14 protein-coding genes and 1 pseudogene are annotated in these 15,747 nt (G+C 60.0%); 6 read left to right on the top strand and 9 right to left on the bottom strand.

Translation table 11 applies throughout. The annotated features are described in order from the left end of the window. Window positions 1-54 precede the first annotated feature (54 nt). On the top strand, window positions 55-1,503 hold the full coding sequence (locus tag HMPREF3178_RS20155; protein WP_070585445.1) for a catalase: 1,449 nt from the start codon (window positions 55-57) through the stop codon (window positions 1,501-1,503). Window positions 1,504-1,555: 52 nt separating this feature from the next. Here the strand turns inward: HMPREF3178_RS20155 and HMPREF3178_RS31835 are convergent. Further along, window positions 1,556-2,196, bottom strand: a pseudogene (locus HMPREF3178_RS31835) (Rpn family recombination-promoting nuclease/putative transposase); the annotation flags it as partial. A gap of 141 nt (window positions 2,197-2,337) precedes the next feature. On the opposite strand from HMPREF3178_RS31835, the gene nudI reads away from it, so the two are divergent. Then, entirely contained in the window at window positions 2,338-2,763 is a 426-nt protein-coding gene (gene nudI, locus HMPREF3178_RS20145; protein ID WP_004104021.1) for a nucleoside triphosphatase NudI, read from the top strand. Here nudI and HMPREF3178_RS20140 read toward each other — a convergent pair. Beyond that, a complete protein-coding gene (locus tag HMPREF3178_RS20140; protein ID WP_049591751.1) occupies window positions 2,755-4,170 on the bottom strand; it encodes a sensor histidine kinase in 1,416 nt (471 codons plus the stop codon). The two genes, nudI and HMPREF3178_RS20140, sit on opposite strands and share 9 nt — an antisense overlap. Beyond that, entirely contained in the window at window positions 4,157-4,831 is a 675-nt protein-coding gene (gene tctD, locus HMPREF3178_RS20135) for a transcriptional regulator TctD (protein WP_016809054.1), read from the bottom strand. The genes HMPREF3178_RS20140 and tctD overlap by 14 nt, the downstream gene beginning before the upstream one ends. 134 nt (window positions 4,832-4,965) lie before the next feature. Here tctD and HMPREF3178_RS20130 point away from each other — a divergent pair, with 134 nt between their 5' ends. The 4 genes from HMPREF3178_RS20130 (at window position 4,966) to HMPREF3178_RS20115 (ending at window position 8,654) form a co-directional block, all read left to right on the top strand. Next, window positions 4,966-5,946, top strand: a complete 981-nt coding sequence (locus HMPREF3178_RS20130; RefSeq protein ID WP_004104027.1) for a Bug family tripartite tricarboxylate transporter substrate binding protein — start codon at window positions 4,966-4,968, stop codon at window positions 5,944-5,946. 15 nt (window positions 5,947-5,961) lie between these two features. Then, on the top strand, window positions 5,962-6,393 hold the full coding sequence (locus tag HMPREF3178_RS20125) for a tripartite tricarboxylate transporter TctB family protein (protein ID WP_070585443.1): 432 nt from the start codon (window positions 5,962-5,964) through the stop codon (window positions 6,391-6,393). Between the two features lie 11 nt (window positions 6,394-6,404). Further along, window positions 6,405-7,925 (top strand): tripartite tricarboxylate transporter permease, encoded by a 1,521-nt coding sequence (locus tag HMPREF3178_RS20120; RefSeq protein WP_004114208.1) that lies wholly within the window; start codon window positions 6,405-6,407, stop codon window positions 7,923-7,925. Between the two features lie 105 nt (window positions 7,926-8,030). Further along, window positions 8,031-8,654 carry a DUF2238 domain-containing protein gene (locus HMPREF3178_RS20115; RefSeq protein WP_004114209.1) on the top strand — a complete coding sequence of 208 codons (624 nt, stop codon included), beginning with the start codon at window positions 8,031-8,033 and terminating at the stop codon, window positions 8,652-8,654. Here the strand turns inward: HMPREF3178_RS20115 and menE are convergent. The 6 genes from menE to menF are packed head-to-tail and all read right to left on the bottom strand — an operon-like array spanning window position 8,631 to window position 15,654. Beyond that, window positions 8,631-10,022, bottom strand: coding sequence for an o-succinylbenzoate--CoA ligase (menE, locus tag HMPREF3178_RS20110; RefSeq protein ID WP_070585442.1), 1,392 nt, complete (start codon window positions 10,020-10,022; stop codon window positions 8,631-8,633). The genes HMPREF3178_RS20115 and menE overlap by 24 nt on opposite strands. After that, window positions 10,019-10,984, bottom strand: a complete 966-nt coding sequence (gene menC / locus HMPREF3178_RS20105; protein ID WP_024274512.1) for an o-succinylbenzoate synthase — start codon at window positions 10,982-10,984, stop codon at window positions 10,019-10,021. Before menC ends, menE begins: the two co-directional genes overlap by 4 nt. Continuing rightward, window positions 10,984-11,841 (bottom strand): 1,4-dihydroxy-2-naphthoyl-CoA synthase, encoded by an 858-nt coding sequence (gene menB, locus HMPREF3178_RS20100; protein WP_004104035.1) that lies wholly within the window; start codon window positions 11,839-11,841, stop codon window positions 10,984-10,986. The genes menC and menB overlap by 1 nt, the downstream gene beginning before the upstream one ends. A 14-nt stretch (window positions 11,842-11,855) precedes the next feature. After that, window positions 11,856-12,614, bottom strand: coding sequence for a 2-succinyl-6-hydroxy-2,4-cyclohexadiene-1-carboxylate synthase (gene menH / locus HMPREF3178_RS20095; RefSeq protein ID WP_023329881.1), 759 nt, complete (start codon window positions 12,612-12,614; stop codon window positions 11,856-11,858). After that, window positions 12,611-14,281, bottom strand: a complete 1,671-nt coding sequence (gene menD, locus HMPREF3178_RS20090; protein ID WP_070585440.1) for a 2-succinyl-5-enolpyruvyl-6-hydroxy-3-cyclohexene-1-carboxylic-acid synthase — start codon at window positions 14,279-14,281, stop codon at window positions 12,611-12,613. The genes menH and menD overlap by 4 nt, the downstream gene beginning before the upstream one ends. 47 nt (window positions 14,282-14,328) lie before the next feature. Beyond that, on the bottom strand, window positions 14,329-15,654 hold the full coding sequence (gene menF, locus HMPREF3178_RS20085; RefSeq protein ID WP_049593494.1) for an isochorismate synthase MenF: 1,326 nt from the start codon (window positions 15,652-15,654) through the stop codon (window positions 14,329-14,331). Window positions 15,655-15,747: the final 93 nt, after the last annotated feature.

The following is a 15,747-nucleotide window of genomic DNA, read 5'->3' as shown; positions in this document are numbered from 1 at the left end:
TTCTGCCCTTGCGGGAAATGAATAAGTTACATAAAACTTTGTCAGGAGATAAAGATGAGCAAAAAAGGATTAACCACCGGCTCCGGCGCGCCGGTTGTCGATAATAACAATGTCATCACCGCAGGTCCTCGCGGCCCGATGCTGCTGCAGGATGTCTGGTTTCTGGAAAAACTGGCCCACTTCGACCGGGAGGTTATCCCGGAACGCCGAATGCACGCAAAAGGCTCCGGCGCTTACGGTAAATTAACGGTCACTCACGATATCAGCCGCTACACGCGCGCAAAAATGTTCGCCGAGGTCGGTAAAACCACCGATCTGTTCCTGCGCTTTTCCACCGTTGCCGGAGAACGCGGCGCCGCAGACGCCGAGCGCGACATCCGCGGCTTCGCTATCAAGTTTTATACCGAAGAGGGCAACTGGGATCTGGTAGGCAATAATACCCCTGTTTTTTATCTTCGCGACCCGCTGAAATTCCCGGACCTGAACCACGTAGTGAAGCGCGATCCGCGCACCAACCTGCGCAACCCTACCTGGAAGTGGGATTTTTTCTCCCTGCAGCCCGAAACGCTGCATCAGTTGACTATCGACTTCAGCGACCGCGGCATCCCGCGCTCTTATCGCCATATGCACGGCTTCGGCAGCCACGCGTTCAGCTTTATAAATGCCGACAATCAACGTTTTTGGGTGAAATTCCACTTTAAATCCCAGCAGGGGATCGCCAACCTGATGGATGATGAAGCAAAACGTCTGGTGGCCGAGGACCGCGAGAGTTCGCAGCGCGATCTCTATGAGTCGATTGAAAGAGGCGATTTTCCGCGCTGGACCTTTTACGTGCAGATCATGCCGGAAGCAGAAGCCAGCCGGGTCCCTTACCATCCTTTCGATCTGACCAAAGTATGGCCGCATAGTGATTATCCGCTGATTGAAGTGGGGGTACTTGAGCTCAACCGCAACCCGGACAACTATTTCGCCGAGGTTGAGCAGGTTGCGATGAATCCGGCTAACGTGGTGCCTGGCGTCAGCTTCTCTCCGGATCGCATGCTGCAGGGTCGTTTATTCTCCTACGGCGACACCCAGCGCTACCGCCTGGGCGTTAATCATCATCAGATTCCGGTCAATGCGCCGCGCTGCCCGTTCCATAACTACCATCGCGATGGCGCGATGCGCGTCGACGGCAATAGCGGCAACGGCGTCACCTATGAGCCAAACAGCTTCGGCCTCTATCAGGAGCAGCCGGACTTTAGCGAACCGCCTTTAAATCTTGAAGGCGCGGCGGCTCACTGGAATCATCGGGAAGATAACGACTATTTTAGCCAACCGCGCGCGCTGTTCGGGCTATTAAGCGAAGACGAGCATCAGCGTATGTTCCATCGAATCGCCAGCGATATGCGGGATATCCCTGAATTTATCCAGCAGCGACAAATTGGCCTGTTTAGTCAAGTCCATCCCGACTACGGCGCGGGCGTGGCCGCGGCGCTGAAAGTCTTACAGAAAACCCTGTAAACACAAACGGCAGCCCAAGTGCGGCTGCCGTTTGACGAAAACGTTTTAGGGGTTAGTGCTGAAGCTTAGCGAGCTGCCGCAGCGACAGTCCGGTTAGCTTTGCGACCTGGTCACGCTCAAGCCCCTCTTCCAGCATCGCCCGGGCGATGCGTTTTGTCGCCGCTAGTTGCCCTTCATTTCTGCCTTCATTACGACCTTCCTGTCGGCCCTTGCGCAAACCTTTTTCTATCCCCGCCTTCATTCCCTGAAGCATCCCCTCTTTGCGACCTCGCTCTTCGAGAAAATGAGCAATATTCATCAGCGTCTCCTTATGCGGCTTGAGTGACGTCTTTTGCGCTAGCTTGCGTAAAAAAGCCACCGGATCGGCGGCGTTGCCCGCCTGAAGCATATAATTCAGCAACGTTTTAAACTGCCGACGGGTAGTGTATCCCGGGGGGATATTCTGACCAGTTGCTCTGAGATGTCCATCCTATCCCGCTGCCGAATATGCTTTTGCAACAGTTCCAGCATAGCGACCCGCCGGTGCTGTATCAGCTGGTCATCTGAGATCTCAGTCACGTCTATTAGTGGAAAGTTCTGGCTATAGAGCCGCTCGGCCACCTCTGGTAGAGAAAAACCGTCCAGCCAGCGCGTTGAGTGCGGGTAGGGACTGATTCTGCCGTGATAAAACAGCAGAGGAATAACCAGCGGCAGCTAATGATGGCCCCAACCCATTAACCTGCGCTCACCCTACCACCGCTCGCGCTCAACGCGTATTTTCGCTTGCGGTTTGCCGAGGCAGCTCGCAAACTGGACCATCCCGTGATATATCCCTGCCACCATTAAGGAGAAGTTATGCGTCAAAGGACTATTGTCTGCCCGCTCATTCAACATGAGGGTCACTATCTGTTGTGCAAAATGGCCGACGATCGCGGGGTATTTCCCGGGCAGTGGGCGCTCTCCGGCGGCGGCGTCGAGCCCGGCGAACGCATCGAAGCGGCGCTGCGGCGGGAAATTCGCGAAGAGCTGGGCGAAAAACTGCAGCTAACCCACATCACGCCGTGGACCTTTAGCGATGACGTACGGGTTAAAACCTACGCCGATGGCCGTCAGGAAGAAATATATATGATTTATCTTATCTTCGACTGCGTCAGCGCCAATCGCGAAGTAACCATCAACGAGGAGTTTCAGGACTACGCCTGGGTAAAAGCGGAAGATCTTCCCCACTATGATTTGAACGAGGCGACCCGGAAGACGCTCACCTTGAAAGGCCTACTCTGAACCCACAGTCAAAAAGCGCAGCCTGACCATCAGCCCGCCCAGCGTTTCGCTACGCAGCAGCTGCGGATGGCTGCGATGCAGGCGTGCAATATCGCTGACCAGCGCCAGTCCGAGCCCGGCGCCGGGGTTATCACCAACGTTTTCCAGACGGTGGAAAGGCATGAGCGCCTGCTGGATCTGCGCATCATCGATTCCCGGCCCGCTGTCTTCAACATCCAGCAGCACCGCCTCCCCTTCACGATGCAGGCTGACCGTGACGATACCGCCCTGCGGCGTATAGCGGATCGCGTTATCCAACAGATTTGCGCACAGCTCGCTCAACAGCACGCCATCGCCGGCGATAGTCACCGTTGAGGGTTCCCCCTCATAGCCGAGATCGATAGCTTTGCTCCGCGCCTGCTGAAGACGGGAAAAGCAGCTGTTGTGGACGATCTCATACAGATCCACCGGCGGAAACGCGTGTTCTCCCTGCTCTTTACGTTTGATGGTAGCCAGCTGTAGCAGGCGTTCGGTAAGCAGAATCGTACTGTCCAGCGTGCCGCTCATCGCCTCCAGACTCTCTCGCCACAGCCGGGGATCGCCGCTCGCCAGCGCCACCGAAGCCTGGGTTTTCAGCACCGCCAGCGGCGTTTTTAACTGGTGAGAAGCATCGGCGCTAAACCGCTCCTGCCGGGAGATCATCGCCCGCAGCCGGTCGATATAGCGGTTAAAAGCAACAATCAATAAACGGGTTTCCGACCACGGCAGCAGTTCCGGCAGCGGCGTCAACAGGCCGGGTTCGCGCCGCACCATGAGCGCCGAAAGCCGACGCATCGGCCGCAGCACCCGACGCAGCAGCCAGCCGGTGAGCACCAGCGTCAACAGCACCAATAGCCCCTGCGAGATCCACGATGAAAACAGCAGCTGTCCCGCCAGCCAGCGCCGCGACTGCAGCGTTTCGGCGATATAGATTTCCGCCATTCCCACAACGCCGCCTTCGTTAACCGGCTGCAGCAGCCGCGCCACGCGGATGGCCTGACCGCGATATTCGGTATGATAAAACCACGCCAGCGCCGGATAGAGCTCGGTACGAGAGGTTGAGGGCGGCATCGATGGCAGATCGTCAAAACCGGAAATCACCCGCTTACCGGGATCGAGTACCTTATAGTACAGGCGATCGTTCATATTCAGCTCGAAGCTATCGAGCACCACCCAGGGGACATTCACCTCCAGTCTGCCGCCGCGTACCACCAGGCGTTCCGCCACCGTGCGGGCGGAGGAGAGCAGCGTACGATCGTAAGCCTGAGTCGCCGCCTGCAGAGCGCTGACGTAGCTATTGAATGCCGACAGCCCCCACAGTAACACCAGCGGCAGGCCAAGAAACAGCAGCAGCTGAGCGAATAACGACTGCGGCTTACCCCACCTCATCGGCGAGCTCCAGCACGTAACCCAGGCCACGCAGGGTCACAATTCGCACGTTGCTCTCCTGAAGTTTCTTCCGCAGACGATGGATATATAGCTCGATGCTTTCCGGGCTGACGTCATCGTTAAGGCTGAAGACCTGTTCAAACAGCTGCTGGCGCGACACCGGACGCGTGCGGCGAAACATCAGCACCGTCAGCAGCGCCTGCTCGCGCGGGGTCAACGATAGCGTCTGTCCGCGCAGTAAAAAATAGCCTTCATCGCGATATTCCAGAGAGCCGATCTGCTGAATCTCATGCACCTGGCCTTCGCTACGCCGCAGCAGTGCGCGCAGCCTGGCGTCCAGCTCTTCAAGTTCAAACGGTTTTGGTAAATAGTCATCGGCGCCGACGTTGAGCCCTTTTACCCGATCCGCCACCGCGCTGCGTGCGGTCAGCAGCAAAACGGGAAGGGTTTGTCCGCGCTTTCGCAGACGCTGCACGACTTCCAGGCCATCGAAGCCCGGCATGCCGATATCCAGTACCGCCAGCGCGTATTTTTCGCTTTGCAACAGATGATCGGCCGCCCGGCCATCAAATACGCAGTCCACGGCAAACCCGCCCTGTACCAGCGCTTTCTCCAGCCAGTGAGCCAGCTCACGGTTATCTTCTGCCAGTAAGAGACGCATATCACATCCTGTAAAGTTGCTGCCGCATTGAAAGGGAAATGAAAGGTAATTGTTTTAACAATCACGCAACCGAATAGCCACAAGCCGGTTCACATAATCAAAAAAACGTCCCCTGTATCTGACTGAGGAAGCCTATGAATATCCCGTTCCTTCGCCCTCTTAGCGCTATCGCGTTATGCCTTTTTACCGCCTCTGCCTGGGCCGCCGAAGCGCCTTCCCGTACCGAATGTATCGCGCCCGCCAAGCCCGGCGGCGGCTTCGATCTCACCTGTAAGCTGATTCAGGTGAGCCTGATGGAAACCGGCGCCATCCAAAAACCGATGCGCGTCACCTATATGCCCGGCGGCGTAGGCGCAGTGGCCTATAACGCTATCGTCGCCCAGCGCCCCGGAGAACCCGGCACCGTTGTCGCCTTCTCCGGCGGCTCGCTGCTCAACCTGGCGCAGGGCAAGTTTGGCCGCTACGGCGTGGATGATGTCCGCTGGCTGGCCAGCGTCGGCACCGATTACGGCATGATTGCCGTCCGCGCCGACTCGCCGTGGAAAGATCTGCCGTCGTTTATGGCGGCAATGGAAAAAAATCCCGCCAGTATCGTCATCGGCGCCGGCGCCTCAATCGGCAGCCAGGACTGGATGAAAGCGGCGCTGCTGGCGCAGAAAGCAAACGTCGATCCGCACAAAATGCGCTACGTGGCGTTTGAGGGCGGTGGCGAACCGGTCACCGCGCTGCTGGGTAATCACGTGCAGGCAGTATCCGGCGATCTCAGCGAAATGGTGCCTTATCTCCAGGGCAATAAAATCCGCGTGCTGGCGGTCTTCGCTAACGAAAGGCTGCCCGGCGCGCTCGCCGATGTCCCTACCGCCAAAGAGCAGGGCTATGACCTGGTGTGGCCGATTATTCGCGGTTTCTTCGTCGGCCCGAAAGTCAGCGATGCCGATTATCAGTGGTGGGTGGCGGAGTTTACTCGACTGCAGCAGACCGACGCGTTTAAAAAACAGCGCGAGCTGCGCGGCCTGTTTGAATTCAATTTGAACGGGAAAGAGCTGGACGCCTACGTCAAAGAGCAGGTGGAAGAGTATCGCCTGCAGGCGAAATCTTTTGGCCTGGCCAAATAACCCACGGAGGCTGCGATGAGCGATCGTATTTTTGCCGGAATATGGCTGCTGCTCTGCGTAGGGGGGATATTTATCGCCTGGCAAATCCACAGCGAATACGCCTATGAACCCGTCGGCCCGCGCCCCTTTCCGGTCGGCATTATCGGCCTGATGCTGCTGTGCTCCGTTTTGCTGCTACTGCGGCGGCCCGACGCAATCTCCTGGCCCGGGCGTCTGGTTTTACAACGGCTGTTGACGATGGTCGTGGCATTGGCGGTTTATGCGTGGGGTTTTGAATGGCTGGGGTTTCCTCTGGCCACCGCGCTGCTGACCGCTGTTTTTGGCCTGCTGTTTGGCGCCACCCTGCCCGCTGCTGGGGTAGCAGGCGTCGCGATGGGCATCGCGCTGTGGTACGTCTTTGACGCCCTGCTTGATGTCACCCTGCCGCTCGGCGTCTGGTTAAGTTAACGGAGAAGGTTATGGATATCTGGATTTATCTGTCGCAGGGCTTCGCTGTCGCCATGACGCCGGGCAACCTGACGATCGCGCTGATCGGCTGCTTCGTCGGCACCATCGTCGGACTCCTGCCGGGTCTCGGCCCGATTAACGGCGTGGCGATCCTGTTGCCGCTGGCCTTTGCCCTGCACCTGCCCGCAGAATCGGCGTTAATTCTGCTGGCTACGGTCTATATTGGATGTGAATACGGCGGGCGTATTTCGTCGATCCTGCTCAACGTGCCCGGCGATGCCGCCGCCATTATGACCGCCATCGACGGTTACCCGATGGCGCAGCAGGGACGCGGCGGCGTGGCGCTGTCGATCTCTGCCGTGAGCTCCTTTGTGGGTTCAACGATCGCTATCGGCGGGATCATCCTGTTCGCGCCGGTGCTGGCGCAGTGGTCGCTGGCGTTCGGTCCGGCGGAATATTTCGCCCTGATGATTTTTGCCATCGCCTGCCTCGGCAGCATGATGGCGCAAAATCCGCTGAAATCGTTTCTCGCCGCGTTAATCGGGTTGGGGCTGGCGACGGTGGGCGTTGATGCCAATACCGGGGTGTACCGTTTCACTTTCGATAGCGTTCATCTTTCCGACGGCGTGCAGTTTATCGTGGTGGTGATTGGGCTCTTTTCGGTTTCGGAGATTTTGCTGATGCTGGAGAGCACCAGCAGCGGACAGAGGCTGGTACGGAAAACCGGGCGCATGCTGTTTAACGCCAAAGAGGCGGGCCAGTGCGTGGGCGCGACGCTGCGTTCATCGGTGGTGGGCTTTTTTGTCGGTATTCTGCCGGGCGCGGGGGCGACCATTGCCAGCGCCATCACCTATATGACCGAGAAAAAGCTCAGCGGTAACAGCGATACCTTCGGTAAGGGCGATATTCGCGGCGTGGCGGCGCCGGAGGCGGCAAATAACGCCTCCGCCTGCGGATCGTTCATTCCGATGCTTACCCTCGGCGTCCCCGGCTCCGGAACTACCGCGGTGATGATGGGTGCCCTGACCCTCTACAATATCACTCCGGGTCCGGCGATGTTTACCGAGCAGCCGGATATCGTCTGGGGATTAATTGCCGCGCTGCTGATCGCCAACGTGATGCTGCTGATTATGAACATTCCGCTGATCGGTCTGTTCACCCGCATGCTGACGATCCCGCTGTGGTTTCTGGCCCCGGCCATCGCCGCCGTGTCCGCGGTCGGCGTCTACGCGGTACACAGCACCACCTTCGACCTGCTGTTGATGGTTGGGCTGGGCGTGCTGGGCTACATTATGCGTAAGATGCACTTCCCGATGTCGCCGTTGATCTTAGGGTTTGTGCTGGGCGAGATGCTGGAGCAGAACCTGCGCCGCGCGCTGTCCATCAGTAACGGCAACGTGGGGATTTTGTGGCAAAGCGGCGTAACTAAAACGCTCCTGGTGTTAGCCATCGCGGTGCTTGTTGTCCCTCCGCTGCTGCGTTACTGGCGCAAACGTCAGCTTAACACGCAGGGCGACCTGCCCTCTTCCTGATGCGCAACGAAACTGGCGGTCGCTCAGCGCCGCCAGTCTCGGTATACGTTGAATTTTCACCGCACCTGCCTGATAGTTAGGGTTTTAACTTTCTGGTGATCCGTTATGACCGTCGCAGCATCCCGCTCGGGGTTAACATTCGCAGCGCTGGCGCTGGCCCTGATTCTTATTTATACCGGTATCAGCGCAGGGGAAAAGCTTACCTGGCTGATGGAAGTGACGCCGGTGATTATCATCGTTCCGCTTTTGCTGGCCACGCGCGCTCGCTATCCGCTGACGACGCTGCTCTATGTGCTGATTTTCTTCCATGCCATCATTTTGATGGTCGGCGGTATGTACACCTACGCGAAAGTGCCCATCGGCTTTGATGTCCAGGCGTGGCTGGGTTTGAGTCGTAATCCCTACGACAAGCTGGGGCACTTTTTCCAGGGGCTGGTGCCAGCCCTGGCGGCGCGGGAGATTCTGCTGCGCGGCGGCTACGTTCACGGGCGTAAAATGCTCGCTTTCGTGGTCTGCTGCATTGCGCTGGCGATTAGTGCCGTCTACGAGCTGATCGAATGGTGGGCGGCGCTGGCGCTGGGACAGGGGGCGGATGATTTTCTCGGCACCCAGGGCGATCCCTGGGATACTCAGTCCGATATGTTCTGCGCCCTGCTCGGCGCGCTGACCACCGTTTTTGCGCTGGGCCGCTGGCATACGAAGCAGCTACTGCACGTCCAGCGCATCTGAGGCGGAGCTCTGCTGCTGGTTGACCCAGTCACGTAACGCCCGGCGGGAAATTTTAATTCCGCCGGTTTTCAGCGATTCAGGCAGCCGTAACCAGCGCACAGGCTGCTGAAAGCGCGCCAGCTTATCGGCGCACCAGTCAGCCAGCACGGATGGGTCGCCATGATCGCGACACTCTACTACCGCCACCGGCCGCTGGCCAAACTCCGCATCATCCTGCGGCACGATAAAAACTTGCTCAATCAACGGGTGTGCGCCGATAACCCGCTCGACTTCCTCCGGCTGAATGCCTTCTCCGCCGCTAAAAAAAAGATTATCCATTCTCCCGAGGATGGTCAGCCTGCCGTTGTCAAGCCGACCCCGATCGCGGGTGGCGAACCAGCCATCGGTGTTGGTGAGCGGTATCGTTTGGCCGCCTCGCCAGTAGCCTGCGGCCATGCTGTCCGATCGAAGCCACACTTCGCCATCCACGATGCGCAATTCGCGCCCCGGCAGCGGCAGCCCGACATCCGCCAGGCCATCCGCTTCCTTGGCGCATACCGTGGAGGCAAACTCGGTCAGTCCGTAGCCACACCAGCAGCGGATACCGCGCCTGCGCGCCTGTTCGGTTAGCGCCACCGGGATGGCCGCGCCGCCGAGCAAAACCGCTTTTAACGACACCTCGTCATCGCCGCTCAGCAGCCGCCAGAGCTGGGTTGGCACCAGGGAGGCGTGAGTACAGCCGCGTAGCGCCAGCGCCAGCGGCTGTTTATCGCGCACCGTCAGGCCTGCGCCGGCAACCAGCCAGCGCCAGAGAATCCCCTGGCCGGAGACGTGAAACAGCGGCAGCGACAGCAGCCAGTCGTCCTGCGGCGCAAAGGGTATCAACGCCAGTACCCCTTCAGCGCTGGCAATATGGGCGCGAAAAGCGTGTACCGCCGCTTTCGGTAGCCCCGTCGACCCCGAAGTCAGCGTCATGGAAGCCATACGATCCTCTCGCCAGTCAGCCGCGCGCTCGCCATTGACGGGGGACAGAGTCAGTGGATTAAGCGTTACCGGAAGATCGCCGCCGTTCAGCACCAGCGCGTGGCGCAGGTCCAGGGTCGGCAGCAGTTCAGCCAGCAGTGGCCCGGGCAGCTGCGGATTCAGCGGCAACACGCGCGCACCGCACTGCAGGAGCGACAGCCATGCCAGCAAAACATCGGGCTGGTTGTCAGCCCGCAGCAGTACGCCATCACCATCGCGAACGCCCTGGGCGTGCAGTCCTGCCGCCAGCGCATCGATTTGCGCGCACAGTTCCCGCCAGCTTAGCCGCCGCTCGTTCAGGCGCAGCGCATGCGCCTCCCCTCGCTGCTGGCGCCAGTGGCGCCAGGGCCAGTCGCTAAAGGTCACAGCAGCGGCTCCAGTTCATCGACGGTCAGACACGGCAGCTCGCTTTCCGGCCAGCAGCGAACCAGCTGGCCGCGCATGAGGCTCAGGGTATCCAGACCGGGAATGGTATTCGGCGTCAGCCAGGCGGCAATTCGCGCCAGCTGCGTCAGGCCAAGGCTGGACTCAATGGCTGAACTGATAACCGCCGTCAGCCCCAGCGCATGAGCCTGCGCGACCTGCTGCTGGACCTTTTGCAGACTGCCGGTCAACGTCGGTTTAATCACCACCGCGCGCAGACCCGGCTCGGCAGCAAACGTAAAGTCCGCTTCGCGCAGGCTCTCATCCCAGGCGATAGCGATGCCCGTTTGTTGGGCAAACGCGCGCGAATCATCGCGGTTTTTGCAGGGTTCTTCGAGAAAGGCGATACGGTTGCGATAGTGCGGGCTCACGTATTTAGCGAACTGCTGCGCCTTCAACGGCGTCCAGGCGCGGTTAGCGTCGAGACGCAGCGTCAGATCGGGAATCGCTTCCAGCAGCAGATTGACCACCATGCCGTCGCGCACCGCCTCATACAGGCCGACCTTGACCTTGGCGACCTTCTCGCCGGGCATCTGCGAAAGCCTGGCGAACAGTTCATCCGGATCGCCGGAACAGAGCGGCGCGGCGCGATAATCCGCCGCCAGCGGCAGCTCACCGCCCAGCTCCGCCAGTGCGCAGCTTATCCCGAAGGCGGCTGAAGGCGGCGTCGGCAACGCGCCATCCTGGCCTTCGCGCCAGGCGTTCGCCCATGCCAGCAGCGCTGCCTGCGCCTCATCCAGCGTTTCCAGACTGAATCCAGGCAGGGGAGAAATCTCCCCCCAGCCTTCGCGCTCGCCATCGCGCAGCTGCAGAAGCAAGCCATCGCGGGTTTTTAACCGCCGTTCACGCAGCACCACTCCCGCGTCCATCGGTAGCTGCCAGCGGTAGACCTGCGCCTGCCGCATTACGGATTCCGTTTAAATTTGCTGAAGTCCGGCTGGCGCTTCTGGTTGAAAGCGTTGCGTCCCTCCTGACCCTCTTCGGTCATGTAAAACAGCATGGTGGCATTGCCCGCCAGCTCCTGCAGTCCCGCCTGACCATCGCAGTCGGCGTTCAGCGCGGCCTTCAGGCAGCGCAGCGCCATCGGACTGTTCTGCAGCATTTCACGGCACCAGCGCACGGTCTCTTTTTCCAGATCCGCCAGCGGCACGACGGTATTGACCAGCCCCATATCCAGCGCCTGCTGCGCGTCGTACTGGCGGCACAGGAACCAGATCTCACGGGCTTTTTTCTGCCCGACAATGCGCGCCATATAGGAGGCGCCCCAGCCGCCGTCAAAAGAACCAACTTTCGGGCCGGTCTGACCGAAGATTGCGTTTTCCGCGGCGATGGTCAGATCGCACATCATATGCAGAACGTGGCCGCCGCCGATGGAGTACCCCGCCACCATCGCCACTACCGGTTTCGGACAGGTGCGGATCTGGCGCTGAAAATCGAGTACGTTGAGATGATGAACGCCGGAGTCATCCTGATAGCCGCCGTAGTCGCCGCGGACTTTCTGATCGCCGCCGGCGCAAAAAGCTTTATCGCCTTCACCGGTCAGGACGATCACGCCGATATTGTCGTCATAGCGGGCATCCGAGAGCGCCTGAATCATCTCTTTGACGGTCAGCGGACGAAACGCGTTACGTACCTGCGGGCGGTTGATGGTTATTTTGGCAATCCCGTCCGCCGATTTGTGGTAGCGAATATCGCTGTAGCCTTCGGAGCAGTCCTGCCATTCAATCGGAGCGTAAAGCATTGCTTCATCAAGAGAGATCATAAAGTGTCCTTCGGTTAACTCGCTAAAAACTGCGCCAGACAAGCCACGACTGCATCGGGGTTTTCCCGATGCGCGTTGTGTCCGGCATGATTAATCACGTGCGTGATGGCGGATAGCTCATCGGCGATGGCGCGAAACTTGCCGTCGCGTTCGCCGCAAAGGTAATGGAATGGGAAATCGCGCGCCCGTAATGCCTCGCGCAGATCGGGCTGTTCAGCCAGTGAGCAGGCCTGCAGCATCGCGGCTAACGCCCTGCCGTTGTTGCAGCTGCGTAGCGCAACCAGCGCCGCACGCTGCGCTGCGTCCAGGGAGGCGAAGACCGGCTGCTGATACCAGTCGGCAAAGACCTGCGTAAGCGGTTCTCGGCGAAAGCGTTCAGCCCAGGCGGCATCGCTGCGCCGGCGCTGCGCACGCTGATTATCGTCCGCCAGACCCGGATGCCCTCCCTCGACGACCAGCCCGCAGAGCCCCTCATGCGACTGGCTGGCATAATACATCGCCACCCGTCCGCCGAGGGAGTACCCCACCAGCCAGTACTTATGCATGTTGTAACTAATTAGCGTATTCTTAATCAGCTCGCTGACATCCGTAAAACGGTTAACTGCCCTATCCGCCGAGCCGCCGTGGCCCGGCAGGTCAATATAGAGACGCGGATACGCGCCGAACGCCTGCCCCACCGCCCGCCATTCGAGGCTATCGCCGGCAAAACCATGCAAGAAGACCAGCCAGGGATAGCCCGGCAGCCCGCGTTCCGCATGCGCGTGCAGAATCATAGCTGACTCACCTGCGCAAGCAGCTGCTGGAGGGTTTGCGTACCGTCGGTTTCATTAACCACCAGCTCGATCAGCGTTGCGCCGGGCGCTCGCCAGGCAACGTCCAGCGCGCGCTCCAGCTCACTCCAGTCCGCGGGGCAATGATAAGTCAGATCGAACATCGCCGCCGCGTGCGCAAAATGGATATTCTGCGGCATCAGATAGAACTGGCTGCGCTGCTCCTGCGGCGTTGGCAGCAGGGAGAAAATCTGCCCGCCGTTATTATTGACGACAATCAGCACCAGCGGCGCGGAGGCCTGACGCAGCAGCGCCAGCGAATTGAGGTCGTAAAGCGCCGAGAGATCGCCGACGATGGCCAGGGTCGGACGCGCGCTGGCACGCTGCACGCCGGCCGTCGTCGCCAGCAGACCATCTATTCCGCTGGCCCCGCGATTGCTGTAGACCGGGTAGCCTGCGGGAAGCTGCGACAGGGCGTCAATTAAGCGCACCACCAGACTGTTGCCGACAAACAGCTGGCCCTGATCCGGCAGGTAGCGACGGATTCGCTGCGCCAGCTGGGCCTCGCCGAAATCCTCGCTGCTGGCGACAGCCGCCTGCCATGCCTGGCGTGAAAGCGCAGGAATGACGGTAGCCCACGGCTGCCGCTTTTCCGCCGGATGCTGTTCAAGCCAGCGGTCGATGGCGCACACCAGTCGGCGACCACGATGTTGGGCGGGATCCAGACGACCCGGCAGGTTGTCGATCAGCCAGTACTCTTCAGGTTCGCAGGTGGCCTGCCACTGCAAAACGCGTTTGCTGGTCAGGCTGCTGCCCAGCTGAACGATAATTTGCGCCTGCGCCAGTTCGCTAACCGCTTGACCGTTACCGAGCCACAGATCGGCGCAGGGGAGCGGCTGCCCGGTTTGCGAAAGGACATCGCCAATCAGCGGCCAGCCGAGCGTTTTCGCCCATTCGGCAACCTTCAGGCCCTCTTCCGCGCTCATTCGTCCGGCAACCACGACGCCGCGTTTTTGCCGCCAGAAAAACCAGTCGCGCTGCTTTTCGCTTTCCAGATGCAGATTGTGACTCAGCCAGGGCTTGTCGCTCTGCCACCAGTCGCCGAGCTGCTGCTGCCACGCGACCCCGGTGTCGTCCATATCGCCGTACAGCGGTTCGGCAAAAGGACAGTTGATATGAATGCCGCCGCAGTGCAGCGCGCCGAGCGCCTGGTCGAGGATCGAGACCAGCCAGCGGGCGGAGATATCCTGCGATGGGCGCGGCAGGGCCAGGGTCTGCGACGGATGCGAAGCAAACATGCCCGGTTGACGAATGGCCTGGTTCGCACCGCAGTCGATGAGCTCCGGCGGCCGGTCGGCGGTCAGTAAAATGAGTTTTTCGCCGGTCAGACCCGCTTCTATCAGCGCGGGATAGAGGTTGGCCGTGGCGGTGCCGGAAGTGACAATCACCGCCACCGGCTGGCCGCTGGCTTTTGCCAGCCCTAACGCCAGATGGCCAAGGCCGCGTTCATCAAAGTGGGTATGGTAAATAAACGCGCGGTTTTCCGCCGCAGCCAGGGTCAAAGGGGTCGAGCGCGATCCGGGCGCAATGCAGATATGCTGCACGCCGTGGCGCGTTAAAGCTTCGAGGATCACCGCCGCCCAGCGTCGGTTAAATGCGCTTACTGACATGAATTTGTCCGATATCAAATATTGACGCTAAGTATAGATAAAGCCCGTTATTGCCGTTTTGATATGCATCGTTTTATCTCTGCTTCTGTGAGCAGTAACGAACGCAATCCTGCAGCTTTATTTTCAATTTCCTGCCACTCTTGCTCCGGGTCAGAGCCGCTGACGATGCCTGCTCCGGCGTAGAGCCTGAGCGTATGCTGCCGTACCTTCGCCGAGCGTAGCGAAACGCAAAATTCGCTTTGCGCCAGCGACAGATAACCGGCGGAGCCCGCATACCAGTCGCGGGTAAAAAGCTCGTTCCGGGTGATAAAATCCAGCGCCACCTGACGCGGCAGCCCGGCGACCGCTGCCGTGGGCTGGAGCTGGCGCAGACAGCGGGCATCATCGGGGACGTCCAGCTCGGCCCATATACAGCGCCGCAGATGCTGCACTTTACGCAAACGGACGATCTGCGGCGGCAGCACCTCCAGCGCGCGCGTCTCCGCCTGCATACGCTGACAGATGTCCTCAACTACCAGCATATTTTCCCGCTGGTTCTTGTCATCGCCCATCAGCCAGTCGCCCAGGCGCTGCGCCTGGCGATCGTCCTCATGGCTGGCCGCTGTTCCCGCCAGCGCCTCGGTACGCATCAGCGCGCCGCGCCGTCGCCATAGCCGTTCCGGCGTTGAGCCGAAGAAGGCTTCTTGCGGATTAAAGGCCATCAGATAATGAAAACAGTGCAGATTGCTGCGGCGGCTGGCGGCCATTATCGCCCCGGCGTTCAGCGGGGCGGCAAACTGCAAATCGGTGGCGCGCGCCAGCACGACTTTATCCATCTCCCCTGCCGCTATCGCCTGTGTCGCCTGTGCAACCAGATCTCGCCACTGCGAATAAGCCGGGAAATGCTGCTCACTGAGCAGAGAAGGAAGCGTGCCGGGCTGCGCTTGCCGGGTCGTCAGCGAGCGGAGAAACTCGCGCGCCGCGCAGGCATCGTCACGGAGTGAGGTATCGCTATACAGCGTCAGGCGTAGCGTGGCGTGACCGCCAAGCCGACGCCACTCCAGCCTCGGCAATAGCAGCATGCCGCGCTGCGGATCAAACGCATTAAGGCCGCAAATCCGCAGATCGTCACGCGCTTGTTGCTGAAGAAAAGCGTGCGCCTGGGGCAGAGAGGAAAAGATTTTTACCGCCCCCAGAGCGGCCAGCTCTTCATCGCCGCTGCGCTGCTGCCAGTAGAACTGCGGCCACTGCTGCTGATGGGTACACCACAGAAGCGGATCAAAAGCGTCATTCAGCGCGAAGGGGATATCGAAGATGCGCCAGCCGGGCGATGGCGGAAACGCTTCATCCAGGCAGCGGTACAGGCTTTCCAGCGCGGTGGACACAGACAGCACGCAAACCTCCACGGAGTAAAAACCCCACATTATACGGGGTACTGCTGCGGAATAGCAGTACCCACGATGAGGGAGCGGCTTTTAATCAGCCCG

Source organism: Klebsiella sp. HMSC09D12 (assembly GCF_001808475.1).
GTDB lineage: Bacteria > Pseudomonadota > Gammaproteobacteria > Enterobacterales > Enterobacteriaceae > Klebsiella > Klebsiella oxytoca.
The sequence above is the reverse complement of the archived record's forward strand: the minus strand, read 5'-3'. Positions and strand labels throughout refer to the sequence as shown.

Bases quoted from the DNA above. Each gene is read 5' to 3' on its own strand.
- HMPREF3178_RS20155 (WP_070585445.1), top strand. From the start codon at position 55: ATGAGCAAAAAAGGATTAACCACCGGCTCCGGCGCGCCGGTTGTCGAT.
- nudI (WP_004104021.1), top strand. From the start codon at position 2,338: ATGCGTCAAAGGACTATTGTCTGCCCGCTCATTCAACATGAGGGTCAC.
- HMPREF3178_RS20140 (WP_049591751.1), bottom strand. From the start codon at position 4,170: ATGAGGTGGGGTAAGCCGCAGTCGTTATTCGCTCAGCTGCTGCTGTTT.
- tctD (WP_016809054.1), bottom strand. From the start codon at position 4,831: ATGCGTCTCTTACTGGCAGAAGATAACCGTGAGCTGGCTCACTGGCTG.
- HMPREF3178_RS20130 (WP_004104027.1), top strand. From the start codon at position 4,966: ATGAATATCCCGTTCCTTCGCCCTCTTAGCGCTATCGCGTTATGCCTT.
- HMPREF3178_RS20125 (WP_070585443.1), top strand. From the start codon at position 5,962: ATGAGCGATCGTATTTTTGCCGGAATATGGCTGCTGCTCTGCGTAGGG.
- HMPREF3178_RS20120 (WP_004114208.1), top strand. From the start codon at position 6,405: ATGGATATCTGGATTTATCTGTCGCAGGGCTTCGCTGTCGCCATGACG.
- HMPREF3178_RS20115 (WP_004114209.1), top strand. From the start codon at position 8,031: ATGACCGTCGCAGCATCCCGCTCGGGGTTAACATTCGCAGCGCTGGCG.
- menC (WP_024274512.1), bottom strand. From the start codon at position 10,984: ATGCGGCAGGCGCAGGTCTACCGCTGGCAGCTACCGATGGACGCGGGA.
- menB (WP_004104035.1), bottom strand. From the start codon at position 11,841: ATGATCTCTCTTGATGAAGCAATGCTTTACGCTCCGATTGAATGGCAG.
- menH (WP_023329881.1), bottom strand. From the start codon at position 12,614: ATGATTCTGCACGCGCATGCGGAACGCGGGCTGCCGGGCTATCCCTGG.
- menD (WP_070585440.1), bottom strand. From the start codon at position 14,281: ATGTCAGTAAGCGCATTTAACCGACGCTGGGCGGCGGTGATCCTCGAA.